At 61.0% G+C, this 17,892-nt stretch carries 18 protein-coding genes and 1 tRNA gene; 6 read left to right on the top strand and 13 right to left on the bottom strand.

Annotated features, from left to right (window positions below):
* Positions 1-27: 27 nt before the first annotated feature.
* Positions 28-678, bottom strand: a complete 651-nt coding sequence (locus ACYVDM_RS24390) for a VOC family protein (RefSeq protein ID WP_415792683.1) — start codon at positions 676-678, stop codon at positions 28-30.
* Here ACYVDM_RS24390 and ACYVDM_RS24385 point away from each other — a divergent pair.
* On the top strand, positions 677-802 hold the full coding sequence (locus ACYVDM_RS24385) for a hypothetical protein (protein WP_460475484.1): 126 nt from the start codon (positions 677-679) through the stop codon (positions 800-802). The two genes, ACYVDM_RS24390 and ACYVDM_RS24385, sit on opposite strands and share 2 nt — an antisense overlap.
* Before the next feature lie 24 nt (positions 803-826).
* On the opposite strand, the gene lpdA is transcribed toward ACYVDM_RS24385, so the two are convergent.
* The 5 genes from lpdA to ACYVDM_RS24360 all read right to left on the bottom strand — a co-directional run bounded on the left by lpdA (position 827) and on the right by ACYVDM_RS24360 (position 6,548).
* Positions 827-2,224: a dihydrolipoyl dehydrogenase gene (gene lpdA, locus ACYVDM_RS24380; protein WP_415792560.1), complete on the bottom strand. Its 1,398-nt coding sequence runs from the start codon at positions 2,222-2,224 to the stop codon at positions 827-829.
* On the bottom strand, positions 2,221-3,648 hold the full coding sequence (locus tag ACYVDM_RS24375; RefSeq protein ID WP_460475483.1) for a dihydrolipoamide acetyltransferase family protein: 1,428 nt from the start codon (positions 3,646-3,648) through the stop codon (positions 2,221-2,223). Before ACYVDM_RS24375 ends, lpdA begins: the two co-directional genes overlap by 4 nt.
* A 1-nt stretch (position 3,649) precedes the next feature.
* Entirely contained in the window at positions 3,650-4,675 is a 1,026-nt protein-coding gene (locus tag ACYVDM_RS24370) for an alpha-ketoacid dehydrogenase subunit beta (protein WP_415792682.1), read from the bottom strand.
* Between the two features lie 20 nt (positions 4,676-4,695).
* Positions 4,696-5,928 (bottom strand): 3-methyl-2-oxobutanoate dehydrogenase (2-methylpropanoyl-transferring) subunit alpha, encoded by a 1,233-nt coding sequence (locus ACYVDM_RS24365; RefSeq protein ID WP_415792558.1) that lies wholly within the window; start codon positions 5,926-5,928, stop codon positions 4,696-4,698.
* Positions 5,929-6,188: 260 nt separating this feature from the next.
* Positions 6,189-6,548, bottom strand: coding sequence for a hypothetical protein (locus tag ACYVDM_RS24360; RefSeq protein ID WP_415792557.1), 360 nt, complete (start codon positions 6,546-6,548; stop codon positions 6,189-6,191).
* Between the two features lie 159 nt (positions 6,549-6,707).
* Between ACYVDM_RS24360 and ACYVDM_RS24355 the strand changes: the two genes are divergently transcribed.
* Positions 6,708-7,214 carry a CinA family protein gene (locus tag ACYVDM_RS24355; RefSeq protein WP_415792556.1) on the top strand — a complete coding sequence of 169 codons (507 nt, stop codon included), beginning with the start codon at positions 6,708-6,710 and terminating at the stop codon, positions 7,212-7,214.
* 78 nt (positions 7,215-7,292) lie between these two features.
* On the opposite strand, the gene ACYVDM_RS24350 is transcribed toward ACYVDM_RS24355, so the two are convergent.
* Both ACYVDM_RS24350 and ACYVDM_RS24345 read right to left on the bottom strand, forming a co-directional pair.
* Positions 7,293-8,306, bottom strand: coding sequence for an FUSC family protein (locus ACYVDM_RS24350; RefSeq protein WP_415792555.1), 1,014 nt, complete (start codon positions 8,304-8,306; stop codon positions 7,293-7,295).
* Positions 8,307-8,612: 306 nt separating this feature from the next.
* Complete coding sequence (locus ACYVDM_RS24345; RefSeq protein WP_415792554.1) at positions 8,613-9,506, bottom strand: LysR family transcriptional regulator; 894 nt, start codon at positions 9,504-9,506, stop codon at positions 8,613-8,615.
* Between the two features lie 104 nt (positions 9,507-9,610).
* Here ACYVDM_RS24345 and ACYVDM_RS24340 point away from each other — a divergent pair, with 104 nt between their 5' ends.
* Both ACYVDM_RS24340 and ACYVDM_RS24335 read left to right on the top strand, forming a co-directional pair.
* Positions 9,611-10,528 carry a dihydrodipicolinate synthase family protein gene (locus ACYVDM_RS24340; RefSeq protein ID WP_415792553.1) on the top strand — a complete coding sequence of 306 codons (918 nt, stop codon included), beginning with the start codon at positions 9,611-9,613 and terminating at the stop codon, positions 10,526-10,528.
* Positions 10,529-10,574: 46 nt separating this feature from the next.
* Positions 10,575-11,534, top strand: coding sequence for a Bug family tripartite tricarboxylate transporter substrate binding protein (locus ACYVDM_RS24335; protein WP_415792552.1), 960 nt, complete (start codon positions 10,575-10,577; stop codon positions 11,532-11,534).
* A 109-nt stretch (positions 11,535-11,643) separates the two neighbouring features.
* On the opposite strand, the gene ACYVDM_RS24330 is transcribed toward ACYVDM_RS24335, so the two are convergent.
* Both ACYVDM_RS24330 and ACYVDM_RS24325 read right to left on the bottom strand, forming a co-directional pair.
* On the bottom strand, positions 11,644-13,167 hold the full coding sequence (locus ACYVDM_RS24330; protein ID WP_415792551.1) for an amidase: 1,524 nt from the start codon (positions 13,165-13,167) through the stop codon (positions 11,644-11,646).
* Positions 13,168-13,184: 17 nt separating this feature from the next.
* A complete protein-coding gene (locus ACYVDM_RS24325) occupies positions 13,185-14,165 on the bottom strand; it encodes a Bug family tripartite tricarboxylate transporter substrate binding protein (RefSeq protein WP_415792681.1) in 981 nt (326 codons plus the stop codon).
* Between the two features lie 222 nt (positions 14,166-14,387).
* On the opposite strand from ACYVDM_RS24325, the gene ACYVDM_RS24320 reads away from it, so the two are divergent.
* On the top strand, positions 14,388-15,290 hold the full coding sequence (locus ACYVDM_RS24320; protein WP_415792550.1) for a LysR family transcriptional regulator: 903 nt from the start codon (positions 14,388-14,390) through the stop codon (positions 15,288-15,290).
* Between the two features lie 144 nt (positions 15,291-15,434).
* On the opposite strand, the gene ACYVDM_RS24315 is transcribed toward ACYVDM_RS24320, so the two are convergent.
* Together ACYVDM_RS24315 and ACYVDM_RS24310 are read right to left on the bottom strand one after the other, a co-directional pair.
* A tRNA-Pro gene (locus tag ACYVDM_RS24315) sits at positions 15,435-15,511 on the bottom strand.
* Between the two features lie 139 nt (positions 15,512-15,650).
* Positions 15,651-16,031, bottom strand: coding sequence for an RNA-binding S4 domain-containing protein (locus ACYVDM_RS24310; RefSeq protein WP_415792549.1), 381 nt, complete (start codon positions 16,029-16,031; stop codon positions 15,651-15,653).
* Between the two features lie 201 nt (positions 16,032-16,232).
* On the opposite strand from ACYVDM_RS24310, the gene ACYVDM_RS24305 reads away from it, so the two are divergent.
* Positions 16,233-16,832: a nitroreductase family protein gene (locus tag ACYVDM_RS24305; RefSeq protein ID WP_415792548.1), complete on the top strand. Its 600-nt coding sequence runs from the start codon at positions 16,233-16,235 to the stop codon at positions 16,830-16,832.
* Here the strand turns inward: ACYVDM_RS24305 and ACYVDM_RS24300 are convergent.
* Positions 16,829-17,845 (bottom strand): helix-turn-helix transcriptional regulator, encoded by a 1,017-nt coding sequence (locus ACYVDM_RS24300; RefSeq protein WP_415792546.1) that lies wholly within the window; start codon positions 17,843-17,845, stop codon positions 16,829-16,831. The two genes, ACYVDM_RS24305 and ACYVDM_RS24300, sit on opposite strands and share 4 nt — an antisense overlap.
* Positions 17,846-17,892: the final 47 nt, after the last annotated feature.

Here is a 17,892-nt window from a genome sequence, read left to right as displayed (position 1 = left end):
CGCTGTGCTGCGCGAGACCGGCAACACCTAATACGAAAAACCAGCCGGCAACGTCCGTAGCCCCTGCGGCGTACGAATGTGCGCCAACAAGTGCGGTGGCGCGCCGGCTGGCAAAGCATGCAGCTGCACGTTGCCGGCAAAATTCAACGTATCCAGTGCGCTGCGCATCTGGTCGACATGGGGGTGAAAGACCTCCAGCGCCTGAAGCTGGCAGCCCATATCCTCAAGCACCGTCGCCGGATGCGGTGTGGCATCCCATTGAATCAAGGTCGGTGTCGCGCCACCGTCCGGCAGACTGCCATCATCAGGGATCGTAATGCGCCAGGCCAACGCCCCTCGCGTCATGGCCTCGATCGGACCCGTGTCCCAGGGACACGCCGCCTGAGCGGCAATGATATCGTCAGTGCGCACAACCCACGTCGCCAGGCGCGGCGGCGATTGCGGCGTGATCTGATCCAGTTCAAACCAGCGTGCTCGTTGCGGCGTGGCTGCATCGGGGTCGACCGCGATGACTTCCAGATAGATGTCGGGTCCCAGCCGCAGCAATCTGTTGTGTGTGCCCATCCGCGGATGCTGTCCGCCGGGCTGTAGCGTCACGCCCAAGGCCTGTTCAACAAAACGAACGCCGCTATCCAGGTCTGCCGCCGCGACGGCAATATGATCAAGAAAAGACTGCATGAAAAATCCCTTAGTTGCGCCGTCCGCCCAAACCTGCCTCGAGCGGCAGGCCAAGGCCTGCCGCCCACCGCGCCACGGGACGGCATTACCCACCGTGCCCGCGACATTGTCGACGATCATCTGAAGCGACGCGCCGGGTGACATGCCCTTAAATATGCAGGGCGTGACCCAACGCGCGCAATGCGGCTTCTTGTATGGCTTCGCCGAGAGTGGGATGCGCATGAATCGACCCCGCGACATCTTCCAGCCGCGCACCCATTTCCAGTGACTGCCCAAACGCCGCCGACAGCTCGGATACGCCACGTCCCACCGCTTGCCAACCCACGATCAGATGATTGTCACGGCGCGCCACTACACGTACAAACCCCTCGGTGGACTCCAGCGTCATGGCACGACCATTGGCGGCGAACGGAAACAGACCTACCAGGCAATCCAGCCCCGCCCCCTGAGCCTGCTGGGGAGCCAGTCCGGCGGTAACAATCTCCGGGTCGGTAAAGCACACGGCGGGAATCGCGGCGGGCGTAAAACGACGTCGTTGCCCCGCCACTACTTCCGCGACCATTTCGCCTTGCGCCATCGCACGATGTGCCAGCATAGGCTCGCCGGCGATATCGCCAATCGCCCAGACATTACGCATTGAGGTGCGGCACTGATCGTCAATCCGCAGCGCATTGCCGGCACGATCCAGGTGCAGGCTTTCCAGGCCCCACCCTTGTGTACGGGGCCGACGCCCAATGGCCAGCAATACTTGGTCTGCCGGCAACACCGTCTCGAGCCCCGAGGCATCCTGCACGCGCACGCCATCTCCGGCCGCCGTGAGCCCGAGGACTTTACGTTCCAGAGACAGCACAATCCCCATGCGGGTCAACGCGGTGGCCACCGGCTTGGTCAATTCGGCATCGTAGGTTGGCAAAATGCGATCCTGGGCCTCGACCACCGTCACCTCGGCGCCCAATTTGCGATAAACGGTGCCAAGCTCCAGCCCGATATAACCGCCCCCGACGACGACCAATCGGTCGGGAATTCGAGATGGGGACAAGGCCTGCGTCGACGAAATCACCCGGCCGCCAAACGGCATCGATGGCAACGGCATGGGCTCTGATCCAGCGGCCAACAGGAGATGTTCGCACTCGATACGCTGAACGCCTTGTTCGGTATCGACCTCAACGGTTTTACCGTCGAGCACACGCGCCCAGCCGCGTACCAGCTGCACGCCGTTTTTCTTGAGCAAGGCTGTCACGCCGCCCGTCAATCGGCTGACGATGCCATCTTTCCAGGCCACGGTCTGGCTGATATCGATGGCTGGCGCTTGTACCGAAATACCCAGTGGCGACGCGTCGGCATACTCGCGTGCCCGCTCGAATTCGCCAGCGGCATGAATCAACGCCTTGGACGGAATGCAGCCAATGTTCAAGCACGTACCACCGGGTTGATCGCCCTCGACGATAATCGTGGGCACCCCCAATTGACCTGCGCGGATCGCGGCCACGTAGCCACCCGGCCCGCCACCGATCACCAACAGGGTTGTATTCAACGTCTCGCTCATGGCGTCTCCACGAAGAGTAATGCGGGCTGTTCGAGCAGCGCACGCACCGCCTGAATAAACTGGGCCGCATCCATGCCGTCTACCACGCGGTGATCGAACGACGAGGAAAGATTCATCAATTTACGAGGGACGACGACCCCTTGCCGGATCGCCGGTCGTTCAACGATACGGTTGACGCCCACGATCCCCACCTCGGGATGATTGATGACGGGCGTACTGACAATCCCGCCCAGGGCGCCCAGGCTCGTTAGCGTGATCGTCGATCCACTCAACGCATCGCGCTCGGCCTTGCCACTGCGCACAGCTTGAGCCAGGCGTGCGATCTCTTGTGCGATCGACCAGATATCGAGCGTCTCGGCATGACGCAACACAGGCACGATCAAACCCGCGTCCGTCTGCGTGGCCACGCCCAGATGCACGGCCCCATAACGAGTTACCACGCCTGCGTCGTCGTCATAGCGCGCGTTGATTTGCGGAAAGTCGCGTAAGGCAATGACCATCGCGCGCGCGAGCAACGGCAGTAATGTCAGCTTGCCACGCGATTCGCCAAACTTGCGATTGAGTTGCGCACGCAGGTCCTCGATCTCGGTAACGTCGATTTCCTCGACGTAACTGAAATGCGGAATACGGCGCTTGGACTCTTGCATCTTTTGCGCGATCTTGCGACGCAAGCCCACCACGGGGATTTGCTCCTCGTCGTGACGTTCGCGATAACCGGATGACAGCGTCGACGGCGCGGCGCCTTGCCCTTGCACATAGGCGTCCAGGTCCTCATGCAGGATGCGGCCCGCGGGGCCCGAGCCCTGCACATAGCGCAATTCGATACCCAGGTCCCAGGCACGTTTGCGTACGGCGGGCGAGGCCAAGGGCCGCTCGCCAGGCTGGCGTGGCTGCGCGGGCTGCCGCGCAGCCGATCTCGTTGCAGCATACGAATGCGTGGCGTTTGACTGGCCCGGTGCCGATGTGGCGGCGCCACTGCGCGTATCCGGGTTTGCAGCACCTGCCTTCGCATTTGCGTCGACGTCTTTCGCGACCGGATCCGCCGCACGCGTGCCGGCAATTGCCGGGGAGGCCCCGCCCTCTGTCAGCGCCTCGGCCGTCGATGCAGATGCGGCGCCCGTCGTGGCGGCAGTCGGCTGACCTGGCGGCCCCGATGCGACATCACCTTTGTAATTACCCGCACCCTCGACCTCTAGCCGAATCAACTCGCCACCGACGGCCATGACGTCGCCGACATTACCGCCCAGCGCCATCACTTTACCCACCACGGGTGATGGAATCTCGACCGTCGCCTTGTCGGTCATGACGTCGGCCAAGGGTTGATCCTCGGCCACGGTGTCGCCCACCTTGACATGCCAGGCGACTAATTCGACTTCGGCAATCCCTTCGCCGATGTCGGGCATCTTGATGATATGAATTCCCATGTCATGCCTCCATCACGCGTCGGAACGCCGCGCCCACGCGGGCTGGCCCTGGAAAATACGCCCACTCTTGTGCATGCGGATAGGGTGTATCCCAACCCGTCACACGCTCGATAGGTGCTTCCAGATGATGAAAGCAATGCTCTTGCACCAACGAAATCAACTCGGCCCCAAAGCCGCAAGTACGCGTGGCTTCGTGCACCACGACGCAGCGTCCCGTCTTGCGCACCGAGTCCACGATCGTGTCGAGATCCAGCGGCCACAGCGTGCGCAGGTCGATGACCTCGGCATCCAGCCCGGTTTCCTCGGCGGCGGCCAGCGACACGTGCACTGTGGTGCCGTAGGTCAATACCGTCAGCGCGTCACCCGGCCGCACAATCGAGGCCGCCCCGAGTGGCACCGTGTAATAGCCCGTGGGCACCTGGCTGGCAGGATGCTTGGTCCAAGGCGTCACGGGACGATCATGATGGCCATCAAAGGGGCCGTTATACAAACGCTTGGGCTCCAGAAAGATCACGGGATCATTGCTTTCGATCGCCGCGATCAACAAGCCCTTGGCGTCGTACGGATTGGACGGCAACACGGTACGCAAACCGCAAACCTGCGTGAACATCGCCTCGGGGCTTTGGCTGTGCGTTTGTCCACCGTAGATCCCGCCGCCGCAGGGCATGCGGATCGTCATCGGCGCAATAAACTCGCCCACGGAACGGTAACGCAGCCGCGCGGCCTCTGAGACGATCTGATCCGATGCCGGATAGAAATAATCGGCAAACTGAATCTCGCAGATGGGCCGCAGGCCATAGGCCCCCATGCCGACCGCAACACCCACAATACCGCCTTCGGAAATCGGCGCGTCAAAAACGCGGGAAGCTCCATACTTGGTCTGCAGGCCCTCAGTGCAGCGAAACACACCCCCAAAATAGCCTACGTCCTGGCCGAACACCACCACGTTGTCGTCGCGTTCCAGCATGACATCCATGGCGGAGCGCAATGCCTGAATCATGGTCATCGACGTCGTCGCCGGACCCATATGTTTATCGTTCGTCAAGATCAGACCCCCAGCTCTTGGCGCTGCCGGCGCAAATGTTCCGGCATGTCTTCGTAGACATCTTCAAAAATACTGGCGGCACTCGGCACATGCCCACCGACCATCGTGCCAAAATTCTCGGCCTCTTTTTGGGCGGCCAGGATTTCAGCTTCGAGCTCGGCTTTCAACGCATCATGCTGAGCGTCCGACCAGATCCCCAGACTGATCAAATGTTTTTTGAACCGGGCAATCGGATCGCCCAAGGGGAAATGACTCCAGTCATCGCCAGGCCGGTATTTGGTGGGATCGTCCGACGTAGAGTGCGGGCCTGCCCGATACGTCACCCACTCGATCAAGGTCGGCCCCAGATTGCGGCGCGCACGCTCGGCCGCCCAGTGCGACGCGGCGTAGACGGCCAGGAAATCATTGCCATCCACACGCAACGACGCAATCCCGCAGCCGACGCCACGCCCCGCAAACGTCGTACCCTCGCCGCCGGCAATCGCCTGAAACGTCGAAATCGCCCACTGGTTATTCACCACGTTCAAAATCACCGGCGCGCGATATACATGGGCAAAGGTCAAGGCCGTATGAAAATCCGCCTCAGCTGTTGCGCCGTCGCCGATCCACGCGGAAGCGATCCGCGTATCACCCTTGATCGCCGACGCCATCGCCCAGCCCACCGCCTGAATAAACTGCGTCGCCAGGTTGCCCGAGATTGTGAAAAAACCCGCCTCACGCTTGGAGTACATCACAGGTAACTGGCGCCCCTTGAGCGGGTCACGCTCATTGGACATCAACTGGCACATCAGCTCGACCAGCGACACGTCGCGCGTGAGCAAAATGCTCTGCTGGCGATAGGTCGGGAAACACATGTCGCCCTGCTCCAGGGCCAGTGCATGCGCCGTACCGATGGCCTCTTCGCCCAGGCTTTGCATATAGAAGGAGATCTTCTTTTGCCGCTGTGCCGTCAGCATGCGGGCGTCGAAAATGCGCGTCTTCAACATCGCGCGCATCCCGGCATGCAACGTGTCGGCGTCCAACTGCGGCGCCCAGGGACCACGCGCCTGCCCTTCGTCGTCGATCACGCGTACCAGCCGATACGCCAGATCGCCGGTATCGATAGCGGTCACATCAATAGGGGGTTTGGGGACTTCGCCGGCAGGCGAAAGGGACAGGTACGAGAAATCAGTCTTGCAACCCGGACGCCCGGTGGGCTCGGGGACATGCAGTTTTAGTGGGCCATACTGGCTCATGATGTTTGTCTCCACGCTTGATTGTGTCTTGCGTTCTTGCTTTGCAAAAGCCAAATGCAGGAGGTAACCGCGCACTTGACTGCCACCGGATCGCGCGCGGGGGTAATGCTACGCGTCTGGCAAAAAGCAGATTAGCACAAGCCGCCGGTCGATTTTGAAATGACCAGTCAGACACCTGAGCTGGAGGACAACAAATAGGGGAAATCCGGGCCCCTCGGGACAGGATTCCCCGGGGGAGCCTTCGGCCCCCGCCAAGACGGCTATCGAGCCGCGGACATCGCTTTCAATTCCGCGCAGGTCTTTTCCTTCTCTGCGGCGCTGAGTTGAGCGAGTTTCTTTTTGGCACCGTCGTAGGCCGAGGAAAAAACGGTATCGAACTCGGCCGAGGCAACCCCCATGCCGGCGGACGTGGCCTTTTGTTGGGCTTTCATTTCGTCGAGCTGAGTCGCGGTGTAATCCCCGCAAAATTCGGCGGCAGCGTGCATCTGACCGCTGAATCCAACCAGCGCGGCGGAATTCTGTTGCGCGCAGGCTAGCCCCGCACCCATCGCCAAGACCGACCCCATGACAAGCGCCACTGGTTTTCCAAAAGAGATCGACTTAAATTTGAACGACAACATGGCGGACCCCAAAAATGCGCGTTGAATATCGGCGCTTGATTGTTACGAAGGAAAAAAGTGTACCCGACCCAAGCCTGACCGGCGCCTGCCGCCTCGCGCAACGCCACGCGCCGTAGGTCCGAAACTTGCTGGCTGCGTACCACACATGGGAGAACCCAGATGAACGCCATCGAACAAGTCGCTACATTCATGCGTGAGCACAATCTGACGCTGGTGACGGCCGAGTCATGCACCGCTGGTCTGATATCCGCGACGCTCGCCGACGTACCTGGTGCGGGCAGCCTATTGGACTGTGCATTCGTCGTGTACTCCGTCGATGCAAAGAAACGCTGTCTCGGCGTGCCTCAGTCGACGCTAGCGGCCCATAATCTGACTAGCGAAGCCGTGGCACGCGAGATGGCACTTGGCGCGGCTCGTAAAAGCCCTGCCAATGTCGCCGTTGCGAATACGGGAGTTACCGATGACACAGACGGCAGCGTTCCAAGCGGCACGCAGTGCTATGCGTGGGTTTTTAAAAATGGACCTGCCGATGCCCACCCTACTGTATACACGGCGACAAAACGCTTCAGCGGCGACCGCAACCGCATCCGCGAGGCGAGCGCCGAATTCGCTTTGTGCGCAATCGTGGAGCACTTCTTAGCGCGTCAAAGCGGCCTACAGCCGTAGGCTTGCTGGTCACGGGACCAACGAAATAGGACGTCGGGGGAGGTTATACGCGATGTGCCCCTCACGCCCGCTACGCCTTTACCGTGCCGGACCAGAACCGGTGCGACCTTGATTCAGGTAGTCGTCCAGCGCGTGCACTTCCCGTGCTACCTCGTGCCATACCCAGCGAATCACGCCGATCGCGTCCCTTTCGGACGCATCACAGCCCCTAGTGCGCACGGCTTCTTCAATAGCGTCGTCCAACCCCTTCAGAGAGGCGTCCAGTCTGTGACGCGATGGCGCAGCATCCCGCTTTCGCAGCGCGTCCGCCAAGTCGCCGAGCTGCTGCTTGAGCGCCTGCGCCACTTCCTCCAGCGCAGGACTGAGGCAAGCACAAAGACGGTGCGAGAGCACGAAGTTTCCCGTTCGCTCCATCAGCGGCGCGGTACGCCAAAGGCTTTCAATCCGATTCTGCAAGCGATCAACCGACGCATGTGAATACACCATGTCCAGCGGGAAAGAACACGCTTGCGCGGCCATGTCGCGCGCCTGTCCACGTGTCCGCTTCATAACCGGAGGCTCGTGCAGCGGCGGATGCTCACGTGCGTCGTTGAATGTGGACACCCAGTCGACGAGCATTTCGCCATAGGCCTCGATTGACGCCGCCAGGTTCATGCGTACGCTGCGCCGGGCCGACAGCGGCAGAACGGCGGCGGCGGCCAGAATGCCCGAGGCAGATCCGATGAGAATGGCTACGCCCTTGTGAATAGCACCGCCCAAAATGTCGTTGTCAGGCATCACGGTCAATATGGTAACCGTGACCAGACTGTAGCTCAGCATGGGCCACCGCATCGACAGATAGGCTGCTGCCCCTACGCCTGCCGTGATACGCCATGTCGGGCCAACCCCGGCGGCATTAGCCACGAGTACCAGGGACACACCGAGCACCACCCCGATCAAAGCACCAAGAATACGTGCCGAGGCTTCTCCGATGGTTCCTTCGACGCTGGCTCGCACAACGAATAGCGCTGAGAACGCACCCCAGGCGATCTCGGGCAGCGCCTGCCATCGCATCCACACATAAACGAGCACCACCGCAACGACCGTCTGCAAAGACAGCCGAACGGCGTCAGCCTCGATGATCGTTCGACATTTCTCCGCCGATCTCAAAAATCGGGTGGATAGGGACGATCGATCAGTTTCGGAATGGTTCGGCACAGATAATAGGACGGTAGGTTCATCAGAGCATCGGACGCTAGCAAGTCCCATGCCGCGCGATTCGCGACACTTAGCCGCTCGGTGAGCCATCTTAATTTTTCGTTGTCGTATGGCGTGCGCAACAGTTGTGCCTCGTCGTCGAATCGGTCCCGGCACCCAAAGCACGATTGTTCTTCGCGGCGACCGTGACAAATCTGATCGTCAGTCGACGTGAAACGTACCTTGAATCACTGACCGAAGCTCATTCGTTACGGGATGCTGTGAGCCAGCCCGCCACGCTAAGTGGAGCTCCACAGTGAGCCCCGTGGCGTCGTCCAATGGCCTGAAAACAACATCTTGATACCCTAACCGCATTGAGGACTGTGGAACGAGAGCCAACCCTATTCCGGCATCTACCAGCGAGAGGATGGAGTGCGTATGACTCAATATCTGTACGGTCAGCGGCACCACGCCTTGAGTGCGCAAGCGTCCAGCAACCACCTCGTACAGGTAACGAGACTCAGAAGGGCAAAACTCGATGAAGGGCTGGCCTTCCAGGGACGCGAGGGGAACCGTTTTTGCTTGTGCAAATGGATGATGACGGTGTAATGCGAGAACAAAAGGCTCACGGATCAGTACGCTGCTGTCCGTGAAGCTGCGTGGGGCAAATGGTCGGACTATCCCTAGTTCGATGCGGTCCGCGCCAATGGCCTCAATTTGGTCCGCAGTCTGCATCTCTCGCAAAAGAACATGGATGCACGGTAGCGCAGATTTGATCGCACTGAATAACCGTGGCAGCAGCGTAAAACACGCCGCCGGAATGAAGCCGACGGTCACACTACCGGCGTCTGCACGCAGCGCACGACGGGCGGCGAGAGTGGCTGCCTGGCTGCGTCGCAGGATGTCCTCGGCTTCCCGTTGAAACACGGTCCCGGCATGTGTCAACCGAACTGTTCCACCAGCACGCTCCAAGAGCGTGACACCCAACTCATGCTCCAAGAGTTGAATTTGCCGAGTCAGCGGTGGCTGGGTCATGTTCAGAAGTTTGGCCGCTCGTCCAAAATGTAATTCGGTAGCGACCGCAACGAAACAGCGGAGATGGGTCAGTTGAAACATGGCGATGCGGATTTTGAATTGCGTGATTCTATGTTCGGATTGGACGCGAGCTTAAGCGACTTTTAGAGTAGCAGGTTCTGACACTCGTTCCTCTGGAGAGAAGCATGAGCCATTTTCAAGGTGCCGCGTTACGCACGGCCCTGAACGGCATTTCGGGTATTTTGGTAACACCTTTCGACGCTGACGACCGCATCATTGGGGCGCCGCTAAAACCTATTGTGGATCGGGCCGTCGAAGCGGGCGTACATGTCTTAGTCGCCAACGGCAACACCAGTGAATTTTATGGCCTGCAGGCAATAGAGGCCGAGCAGATGGTCAACATCGCTGCCGAGACCGTCGATCGCCGGGTGCCGTTGCTTGCCGGCGTTGGCCGCAGCGTGCATGAGGCCTGCTCGTTGGCTCGCGCCTCTCGTAAAGCGGGCGCGGATGCATTGATGGTGCACCAGCCGCCGGATCCCTTTGTCGCCCCTCGCGGCGTGGTGCGCTACGTGCGTCAGATTGCCGACGCAGCCGAGGGCCTACCGCTGGTGCTCTATCTTCGCAACGAGAACATCGGCCTGGCCGCGGTAGAGGAACTGTGCCGTATTCCAGAAGTTATCGGTGTGAAATGGGCCTCGCCAACCCCGCTGATTCTCGCCGAAGCCATACGCCGCACCGCTGACCTCGGGCTTGCCTGGGTGGGTGGCCTGGCTGAAGTATGGGCGCCGCCATTGTGCGCGGTAGGTGCGCGAGGGTTCACGTCTGGGCTGATCAACGTCATGCCGGAACGCTCTGTAGCCATCTACAACGCGCTGGAGAAGTCCGACTACGGCCAAGCCATGCGCCTCATCGAGGAAATGCTGCCTTTCGAAGAATTGCGTGCGCAAGAAAATAACGGAACTAACGTCACCGTCGTCAAGACCGCGCTTCAGATCATGGGTAATGACTGCGGCGCCACCCGTGCGCCGTCGGCTTGGCCGCTGCAAGATGCACAGCGCCATCAACTTGACGCCCTAATGCAAGGATGGTCGCTGGTCTCGTAATCAGCTATCGCTTATTTATTTTTTCTACAAAAAATCGAGACAAATTATGCTTATTCGTCGCCCCCTCCTGGGTCTCGCCACCTGCCTCGCGCTTGCTGCTACCGTACACGCCGAGAGCTTTCCCACTCAGCCCATCAACATTGTGGTGGGTTCGTCCGCCGGCAGCGCTACAGATGGGCTAGCTCGCGCCATCGCTCAGGAAATAACTCAAGAGACCGGAGAAGCGGTCGTGGTGGAAAATCGCGCGGGCGCATTCGGTAGCATCGCGGCCCAGTATGTAGCGCGTTCGCAGCCGGACGGCTATACGGTCTTCATCACGACGAACACCACGCAGTCGGCCAATCCGCACTTAATGAAGAAGCTCTCTTATGACCCCATGAAGGACTTTGCGCCAGTCTCGATGTTGACCAAGGGGTACCAGCTTCTCGTCGTTAACCCCCAGGTCAAGGCCAACACCATGGCGGAGCTGATAGCACTGGCCAAAAAAGAGCCGGGCAAGCTGAACTACGGTTCGGGCAGCTCGTCGGCCCGCGTCGCCACAGAACTCTTCCAACAAATGACCGGCACGCGTTTCAACTATGTGCCCTATAGGGCCAATCCGCCTGCGGTTCTGGACTTGGTAGCGGGACAAACCGATCTGATGATCGTTGATCTAGCCACAAGCCTGCCGCAAGTGAAAGGCGAGAAGTTGCGAGCGTTGGGCGTCAGCAGCCCGACAAGCTTGGCCCTCGTTCCCGAGGTGCCTGTCATCGCGGACTCGCTGCCAGGCTACGAGTTCGGGTTCTGGAACGCGTTATACGCACCGGCGAACACGCCCGAGCCCGTCATCAAGCGCCTGAACGAACTGGTAAAGCACGCATTGGAAAAGCCTTCCGTACGCCAGGTTGTAGAGCAGGCGGGAATGGAAGTCGAACTATCGACGCCCGAACAATTGCAAGCTTTTCAGTTGTCCGAACTGGAACGCTGGGGACAAATCATAAAGACAGCAGGCATCGAAGCTGAGTGAGGGAGCAATCTGACTAACCGCTCTGAAGCGCCCGGCAGGGTACTCGCGGTGTGAGAATAAATTGCGAAACACCGCAGTGCGCGACCCGGGTGCAACAAACCGACGCCTGCTACACGGCCGACACCATCCCCGCCCGACCGCTGCCCTGCCATTGCGGCGGGGTGGTCACGATAGAGGTCAAGGCAGGTTCCGCCGCTCGCAGGGCGGCCAGATCCGGGCGCGGACGCCGCAGGGCTTCTATACCGGCAAAGGCCTGCTCCATCGCCTGGGCCGCCGCCAGCACGTCCCGGTCGCCCCGGAAGCACCCCACGATTTGCAGGCCGAAAGGCTTGCCCTGCGCATCGCGCCCGCAGGGCAGTGTCAACGCCGGATGCGTCGTCAGCGTGACAACGTACGTGAGCGCCAGCCAGCGGTAGTAGTTCTCCTGCGCGACGCCGTTGATAGTGTCGGCATACAACTGCGTCCAGGGGAATGGCGAGACCGGCGTGGTAGGCGAGAGAATCAGGTCGTAGTCGTCATAGGCACGCTGGAAGCGCTTGATCAGGCGGGTCTGCTCAGCCTGCGCCCAGGCGCAGTCCTTCAGGCTCATGGCCGCGCCCATTTCGAAATTGGCCCGGGTGTTGGGCCCCAAGCTTGAAGGATCCTTTTCGTAGGCATCGCGCATGCCCGCCACGAAAGCCTCCGCCCGCAGCACGTCAAAGCAGCGATGGGCGTCGCCCAGGTCCAGCTCGATCGGATCGCAAGCCGCGAACAGATGCCGCATAGCGGCGATCTTCTCCTTGAACACGGTACGAATGCCATCATCCACGGCGCAGCAACCAAAGTCTTCGGTGTAGGCCACCCGCAGCGACCCCAAGTCCGCTACGCCCGGATGCAGGAACTGCAGCGGATCCAGCGGATAGCTGAGAGGATCGCCGGCATGCGGCCCGGCCGACGCGGCCATCTGCAGGCAAGCGTCCGCCACCGTGCGTCCCATCGGCCCGACCACGGAGATCGGTGTCCAGCCCAACGGCTTGCGCGCACTGGGCACGATACCAGGCGACGGCCGGAAGCCCACCACGCCGCACTTGGATGCGGGGATGCGTAGCGAACCGCCAGTGTCGGACCCGGTACATATGGGCAGCATGTCGCAGGCCAGAGCGGCGGCGGAGCCCCCCGACGAGCCGCCGGCGTTCAGGTTGGGGTCGAAAGGATTTCCTGTTGCGCCCCACACCGTATTGCGTGAATTGGCGCCCGCGCCCATCTCCGGCACGTTGGTCTTGGCGGTAACGATGGCCCCGGCACGCCGCAGGCGCGCCACCAGCTCGACATCCTCTTCGGGCACGTAGCCGCGATACAGCGCCGAGCCGTAGGTCGTCAGCACGCCGGCCGTGGGCTCCAGGTCCTTCACGCCCATCGGCAAACCATGCAGCAACCCGAGCGGCTCGCCCGCCATCACGGCGCGTTCCGCGGCTCGCGCCTCTGCCCTGGCTCGCTCGTAGGCAGTGGCAGTCACCGCGTTCACATACGGATTGACGGCATCGATACGTGCGATGCAGGCCTCCAGCAACTCCACCGGCGAAAGCTGCCGCGCGCCTATCATGCGCCGCAACTCCACGGCCGTCAGGGATACCAGGGTGTCGTCCAATGCCATCGTCGTTCTCCTTTCCTTCAATCGATCTTGATATTCGCGCGCTGCGCGACCTCTCTCATCAGCGGCAATTCCTGCTGGATCAGCGCCTCGCCGTCGGCGGCGCTCGTAAAGGCCGCCTCGAAGCCCTGGGCTTCCAGGCTCTTCTTCACTTCGGGCGATTCGACGGTGGCGCGCAGCGCCTGCTCCAGCCGGCTCTTTACATGGGCCGGCAGGCCGCGCGGCGCGGCCACCATCAGCCACGTATCCATCGCTACCGAGGGATAGCCCTGCTCGGCGAACGTCGGCACATCCGGCAGGAAACCCGAGCGCTTGGGGCTGGAAACGGCCAGCACGCGCACCTTGCCCTGCTTGCTCTGCGGCAGCGCGGCGGCCACCGTGTCCACCGAGAACGGAATCTGGCCACCAATCAGGTCGGTCATCGCGGGCGAACTGCCCTTGTAGGGTACGTGCGTCATCTTCAGCTTCGCGGCCGCCATGAAGGCTTCGCCCACGAAGTGCGCCGTGGTGCCGGTGCCGAAGGAGCCATAGGGCGGCTGGTTGTTCGCGGGATCGTTGGCATAGGCCACGAACTCCTTCAGGTCCTTGACCGGCACCTTGGGATTGGCCAGCAGCGCCAGCCCGGTGCGGGCCACGATGCCGATGGGTTCGAAGCTCTTGACGGGGTCATACGGCAGGTTGCTCCGGATCGCCGGATTCACCGTAAAGGTGGTGCCCGAACTGACCAGCAGCGTATAGCCGTCCGGCGCAGCCTTGGCGACGAAGCTGGCGCCGATCACCGTGCCCGCGCCGGCGCGGTTTTCCACCACTACCGTGCCGCCCAACTCCTGCCCCAGCTTCTGCGCCACCATGCGGCCCAGCACATCCGTAGCTCCTCCTGGCGGAAAGGGCACGACCAGCGTCAACGGGCGGCTGGGATAGGCGTCTTGGGCCGCAGTGGGAGCAACAACACCGACAGCGCTGGCAAGGGCGAGACTGACTGCAAGAAACGAGGTTTTCATGGCGGTGCTCAATGTGAGATGGTGGAAAACGGGCGCGTCTGGCGGCGCCTGGGAACCGGCCGCGAGACGCGCCCGCGGCTCAGGAATCGTTGCATCGAAACATGGCTGTGGTAATCACCGTCGGCGCACGAAATGCCCACATCCTAGACTTCGTCCTCGCTTTCTAGCAATATCAACGAATAGAATGCTTCGTTGCGTTTTCCGCAAACCTATACGCCCACCATGAATCTCCGCGTCCTGCAGGAAATCTCGCTACGCTACTTTTTAGAAGTGGTGCGCACCGGCTCGGTCAGCGCGGCCGCGGCTCGCCTGGACGTCGCCCCATCGGCCGTGAGCCGCCAGATCGCCCGGATGGAGCGCGAGCTCGATACGCTGTTGTTCGAACGACAAGCCCGAGGCATGACGCCTAATGCCGCCGGCGAACTGCTGGCCGCGCACGCCAAGCACATGCAGCAGGACGTCGAACGCGTGGCAGGAGACATCCTGGCGCTGCGCGGCCTGCGACATGGCCATGTGCGCATCGTCAGCACGGAAGGCTATGCGTCGGAATTCGTCCCCGCTGCCATCGCCCGGTTCCGACATCATTTTTCGGGCATCCGCTTTTCGCTCGACGTGTGTTCGCAACAAGAGATCCCTCAGCGGATCCGCGACGGTTCGGCCGACATCGGCGTGACACTCAGCCTGACGTCGCAGCGGGACATTCGGGTAGAAGTCCGCGTCCCGGCGCCGGTCCGGGCGATACTTGCCGTCGATCATTCGCTGGCAGGTCGACGCGACCTGTCGCTGCGCCAGCTGATCGCCCATCCCCTGGCTCTGCCCAGCCCCGATTCCACGCTGCGCCAACTGATCGACATCAGCTGTAGCCGTCAGCAACTGCATTGCGAACCGGCCTTCACCAGCCGCAGCATCGACGCGCTGGTCGGTTTTGCCAGCGTCGGCGGTGGCATCGCCTTCTGTGGCGAACTGGCGATCCGAGACCGGCTTCGATGGGGCAGGATCGTCGCGGTGCCGCTACGAGACCGCGAAATGAACGAACGTCACTTCGAAGTACAGACGCTGGCGGGACGCATCATGCCAGACGCCGCCAAGGCGTTCATCGCCAGCATTGCCGAGGCGGCATCGTGATCAAATACGCAAAGCCGATTTTTACCTGCGCCTGGCAGTGGCCACGACGAGGCAAACATCTGCGCGAGCACGACATCTGCATCGCCATCCACAAATAAATAAAAAAGGCCTACAGACCGAAATCTGTAAGCCCTTTGCTTTCATTGGTCGGGGCGGCGGGATTCGAACTCGCGACCCTCTGCTCCCAAAGCAGATGCGCTACCAGGCTGCGCTACGCCCCGAAATGTACTGCTTGTGCCTGACCATAAACCGCCGAAAAAAGAGCCGTTCTCGTCAGGGATTCGAATGCTACCATAACCGGCGCTCCGATCCGGGCCATTACTTAAACTTTTTGGTCAAACGGTCTTTTGCCCCTGCGCTTTATTTGCCACGCATCTGATCAATCAGGCGGCGATCACGTTTGGTGGGGCGGCCCGCTGCGATGTCCTGCGCGGGCTCGGGCGCCAGACGGCGCATTTCCACCGCCCGTTCGCGCGCGGCAATGCTTTCGGGAGTTTCCTCGTACAGCAAGCGCGCCACGGGCGCGGGGCCGCGAACAGCGCTGACGGCTCGTACCTGTACCTGAATAGACGGGTCTTCTTTGCGCACGCTCACCCGATCACCCACGGTGATCTCGCGTGCCGGCTTGGCGGTCTGGTCATTGACCAGGACCCGCCCTTTGCCAATTTCCTGAGAGGCCAAGCTGCGGGTCTTGTAAAAGCGCGCCGCCCACAGCCATTTGTCGAGTCGCATTTTGTCCATATCAGGCGCCATTTTACGGGAAGCCCACGGCCGATATCGTTTTATTTAGAACTAAAAACAAACGATTAACACCATAAACAGAACAATCTGTTCCGCCCGAAAAGGCACTTTTCGGGCCCTGAATCGGTGACTTTGATGCAATGCAACAGTAGAATTTCCTCGTACTTGAATCCATCTATCTACTCATCGGAAGCCATACTCATGAACCACGCTTTTATCGATACGCTGAAACAACGCCGCACGCAATATGCGTTGGGCCGGAATCTGTCCGCCTCGCCAGAAGAACTGACCGCCCTGATCCAGGCAGCGATCAAACAGACCCCCTCCTCGTTTAACTCACAGAGCTCGCGAGCGGTCATTCTGTTTGGCGCCGAAAGTCAGAAAGTGTGGCAAATCGCGATCGATGAAGTGCGTAAGGTTGCGCCCGCCGAGGGCTTTGAAAACACCGAAGCCAAGCTCAATAGCTTCGCCGCCGGAGTAGGTACGGTCTTGTTCTACGAAGATCAGGACGTCGTGCGCAGCCTGCAAGAAAAATTCGCGCTGTACGCCGACAATTTTCCGGTCTGGTCGGAACAAGCGAGTGGCATGGCCCAGTTGGCAGTATGGACAGCGCTCGCCACGAATGACGTCGGCGCCAGCCTGCAACACTACAATCCGCTGATCGACGCCGCCGTCGCCGCCGAATGGAACGTCCCGGCCAGTTGGAAACTGCGTGCGCAGATGCCCTTTGGCTCGAACGAAGGCGGATTTGGTGAAAAAACCTTCATGGACGACGCCGAGCGCTTTCGCGTCGCCGGCTAATCCGTCGCCCGCCGGCGCCCCGCGTGTCCCGGCGGTATGCCGTACTGCTGCCGGAACGCCGTGGCAAAGTTCGCCGGGCTGGAATAGCCCGCCATCAATGCCGCTTGTGTCACGCTGATCGCGTCGCGCTCGAGTGCCATCCGCGCTCGGGCCAGACGCGCGTCACGCAGATAGGCAAATACCGTCTTGCCCCAAACGGCCCGGAAATGGCGCTGCAGCGTGTTGACGCTGACGCACGCATGGCGCGCAATGTCCACCAGGCTCATCTCATCGGCCTGGCCGCTCTCCAGCAGATCGCGCACTTGTTCCATGCGCGTGCGCTCGCGCCGACGTAATCCGTTGGCGCCAGGCGCCAGTACGGCACCGCTCAGGCTGGTCAATGCCTGAATGACAAAATCTAGCGAGCGCGACTCCAGATACATGCGCCACAACGCCTCATCGAGTTCGGGCGGGGTCAGCATCTGCTGAACCAATGCGACCGTTTGTGCGGGCGCCGTCCAGGGATAGACGGACAAATGTTGACGCGCAAAGGCCAGGCACGAAGGTAACGCGTCACCCAGGCGCTGCCGCAACCACGACTCGCTAAGCGTCAGGCAAACGCTGCGTTCGATATCTCCGCGACGGGACTGCCGCATAAACGGCGTGGACTCGGTCAATGCCACCATGGCCCCGTATGCCCGCCCGCCGGGCCGGGGGCCCAACAGCAGTCGATAGCCGCCATAACTCACATCAGCCTTGCCACCCACGGTCAACGCAATACGCAAGCCGGGTTGTAAATCCGCATGGATAGCAACACCGAGCAAATCGCGCGCATCCACACGATGCAGACTCAACCCCTCCGCCAACCGCACCGTATCCACGAGCCCCTCAAACACGGGCTGATTGGCACGAGGTGCCACGACAGCGTAATTCTCCGCGCTACGGCATGCGCGTTGCTGCAAGGCGAGTTCATCCAGCAAAGGCGCAGCGTCACTCTGAAGGCAAGCGTTACGGCCGAGCGGTACCGAGGTCATGGCTAGAAATCAAGAAAAATGAGGATTTAGCAAAAAAAACGAGTGTG

The sequence above is a fragment of the Bordetella tumulicola genome, assembly GCF_054779135.1.
Note: the sequence above shows the minus strand (reverse complement) of the source record. Positions and strands in the feature narration are given on the sequence as shown.

Coding starts and splice junctions, on each gene's coding strand:
- ACYVDM_RS24385 (WP_460475484.1), top strand. CDS start 677: ATGAAAAATCCCTTAGTTGCGCCGTCCGCCCAAACCTGCCTCGAGCGG.
- ACYVDM_RS24390 (WP_415792683.1), bottom strand. CDS start 678: ATGCAGTCTTTTCTTGATCATATTGCCGTCGCGGCGGCAGACCTGGAT.
- lpdA (WP_415792560.1), bottom strand. CDS start 2,224: ATGAGCGAGACGTTGAATACAACCCTGTTGGTGATCGGTGGCGGGCCG.
- ACYVDM_RS24375 (WP_460475483.1), bottom strand. CDS start 3,648: ATGGGAATTCATATCATCAAGATGCCCGACATCGGCGAAGGGATTGCC.
- ACYVDM_RS24370 (WP_415792682.1), bottom strand. CDS start 4,675: ATGGGTCCGGCGACGACGTCGATGACCATGATTCAGGCATTGCGCTCC.
- ACYVDM_RS24365 (WP_415792558.1), bottom strand. CDS start 5,928: ATGAGCCAGTATGGCCCACTAAAACTGCATGTCCCCGAGCCCACCGGG.
- ACYVDM_RS24360 (WP_415792557.1), bottom strand. CDS start 6,548: ATGTTGTCGTTCAAATTTAAGTCGATCTCTTTTGGAAAACCAGTGGCG.
- ACYVDM_RS24355 (WP_415792556.1), top strand. CDS start 6,708: ATGAACGCCATCGAACAAGTCGCTACATTCATGCGTGAGCACAATCTG.
- ACYVDM_RS24345 (WP_415792554.1), bottom strand. CDS start 9,506: ATGTTTCAACTGACCCATCTCCGCTGTTTCGTTGCGGTCGCTACCGAA.
- ACYVDM_RS24340 (WP_415792553.1), top strand. CDS start 9,611: ATGAGCCATTTTCAAGGTGCCGCGTTACGCACGGCCCTGAACGGCATT.
- ACYVDM_RS24335 (WP_415792552.1), top strand. CDS start 10,575: ATGCTTATTCGTCGCCCCCTCCTGGGTCTCGCCACCTGCCTCGCGCTT.
- ACYVDM_RS24330 (WP_415792551.1), bottom strand. CDS start 13,167: ATGGCATTGGACGACACCCTGGTATCCCTGACGGCCGTGGAGTTGCGG.
- ACYVDM_RS24325 (WP_415792681.1), bottom strand. CDS start 14,165: ATGAAAACCTCGTTTCTTGCAGTCAGTCTCGCCCTTGCCAGCGCTGTC.
- ACYVDM_RS24320 (WP_415792550.1), top strand. CDS start 14,388: ATGAATCTCCGCGTCCTGCAGGAAATCTCGCTACGCTACTTTTTAGAA.
- ACYVDM_RS24310 (WP_415792549.1), bottom strand. CDS start 16,031: ATGGACAAAATGCGACTCGACAAATGGCTGTGGGCGGCGCGCTTTTAC.
- ACYVDM_RS24305 (WP_415792548.1), top strand. CDS start 16,233: ATGAACCACGCTTTTATCGATACGCTGAAACAACGCCGCACGCAATAT.
- ACYVDM_RS24300 (WP_415792546.1), bottom strand. CDS start 17,845: ATGACCTCGGTACCGCTCGGCCGTAACGCTTGCCTTCAGAGTGACGCT.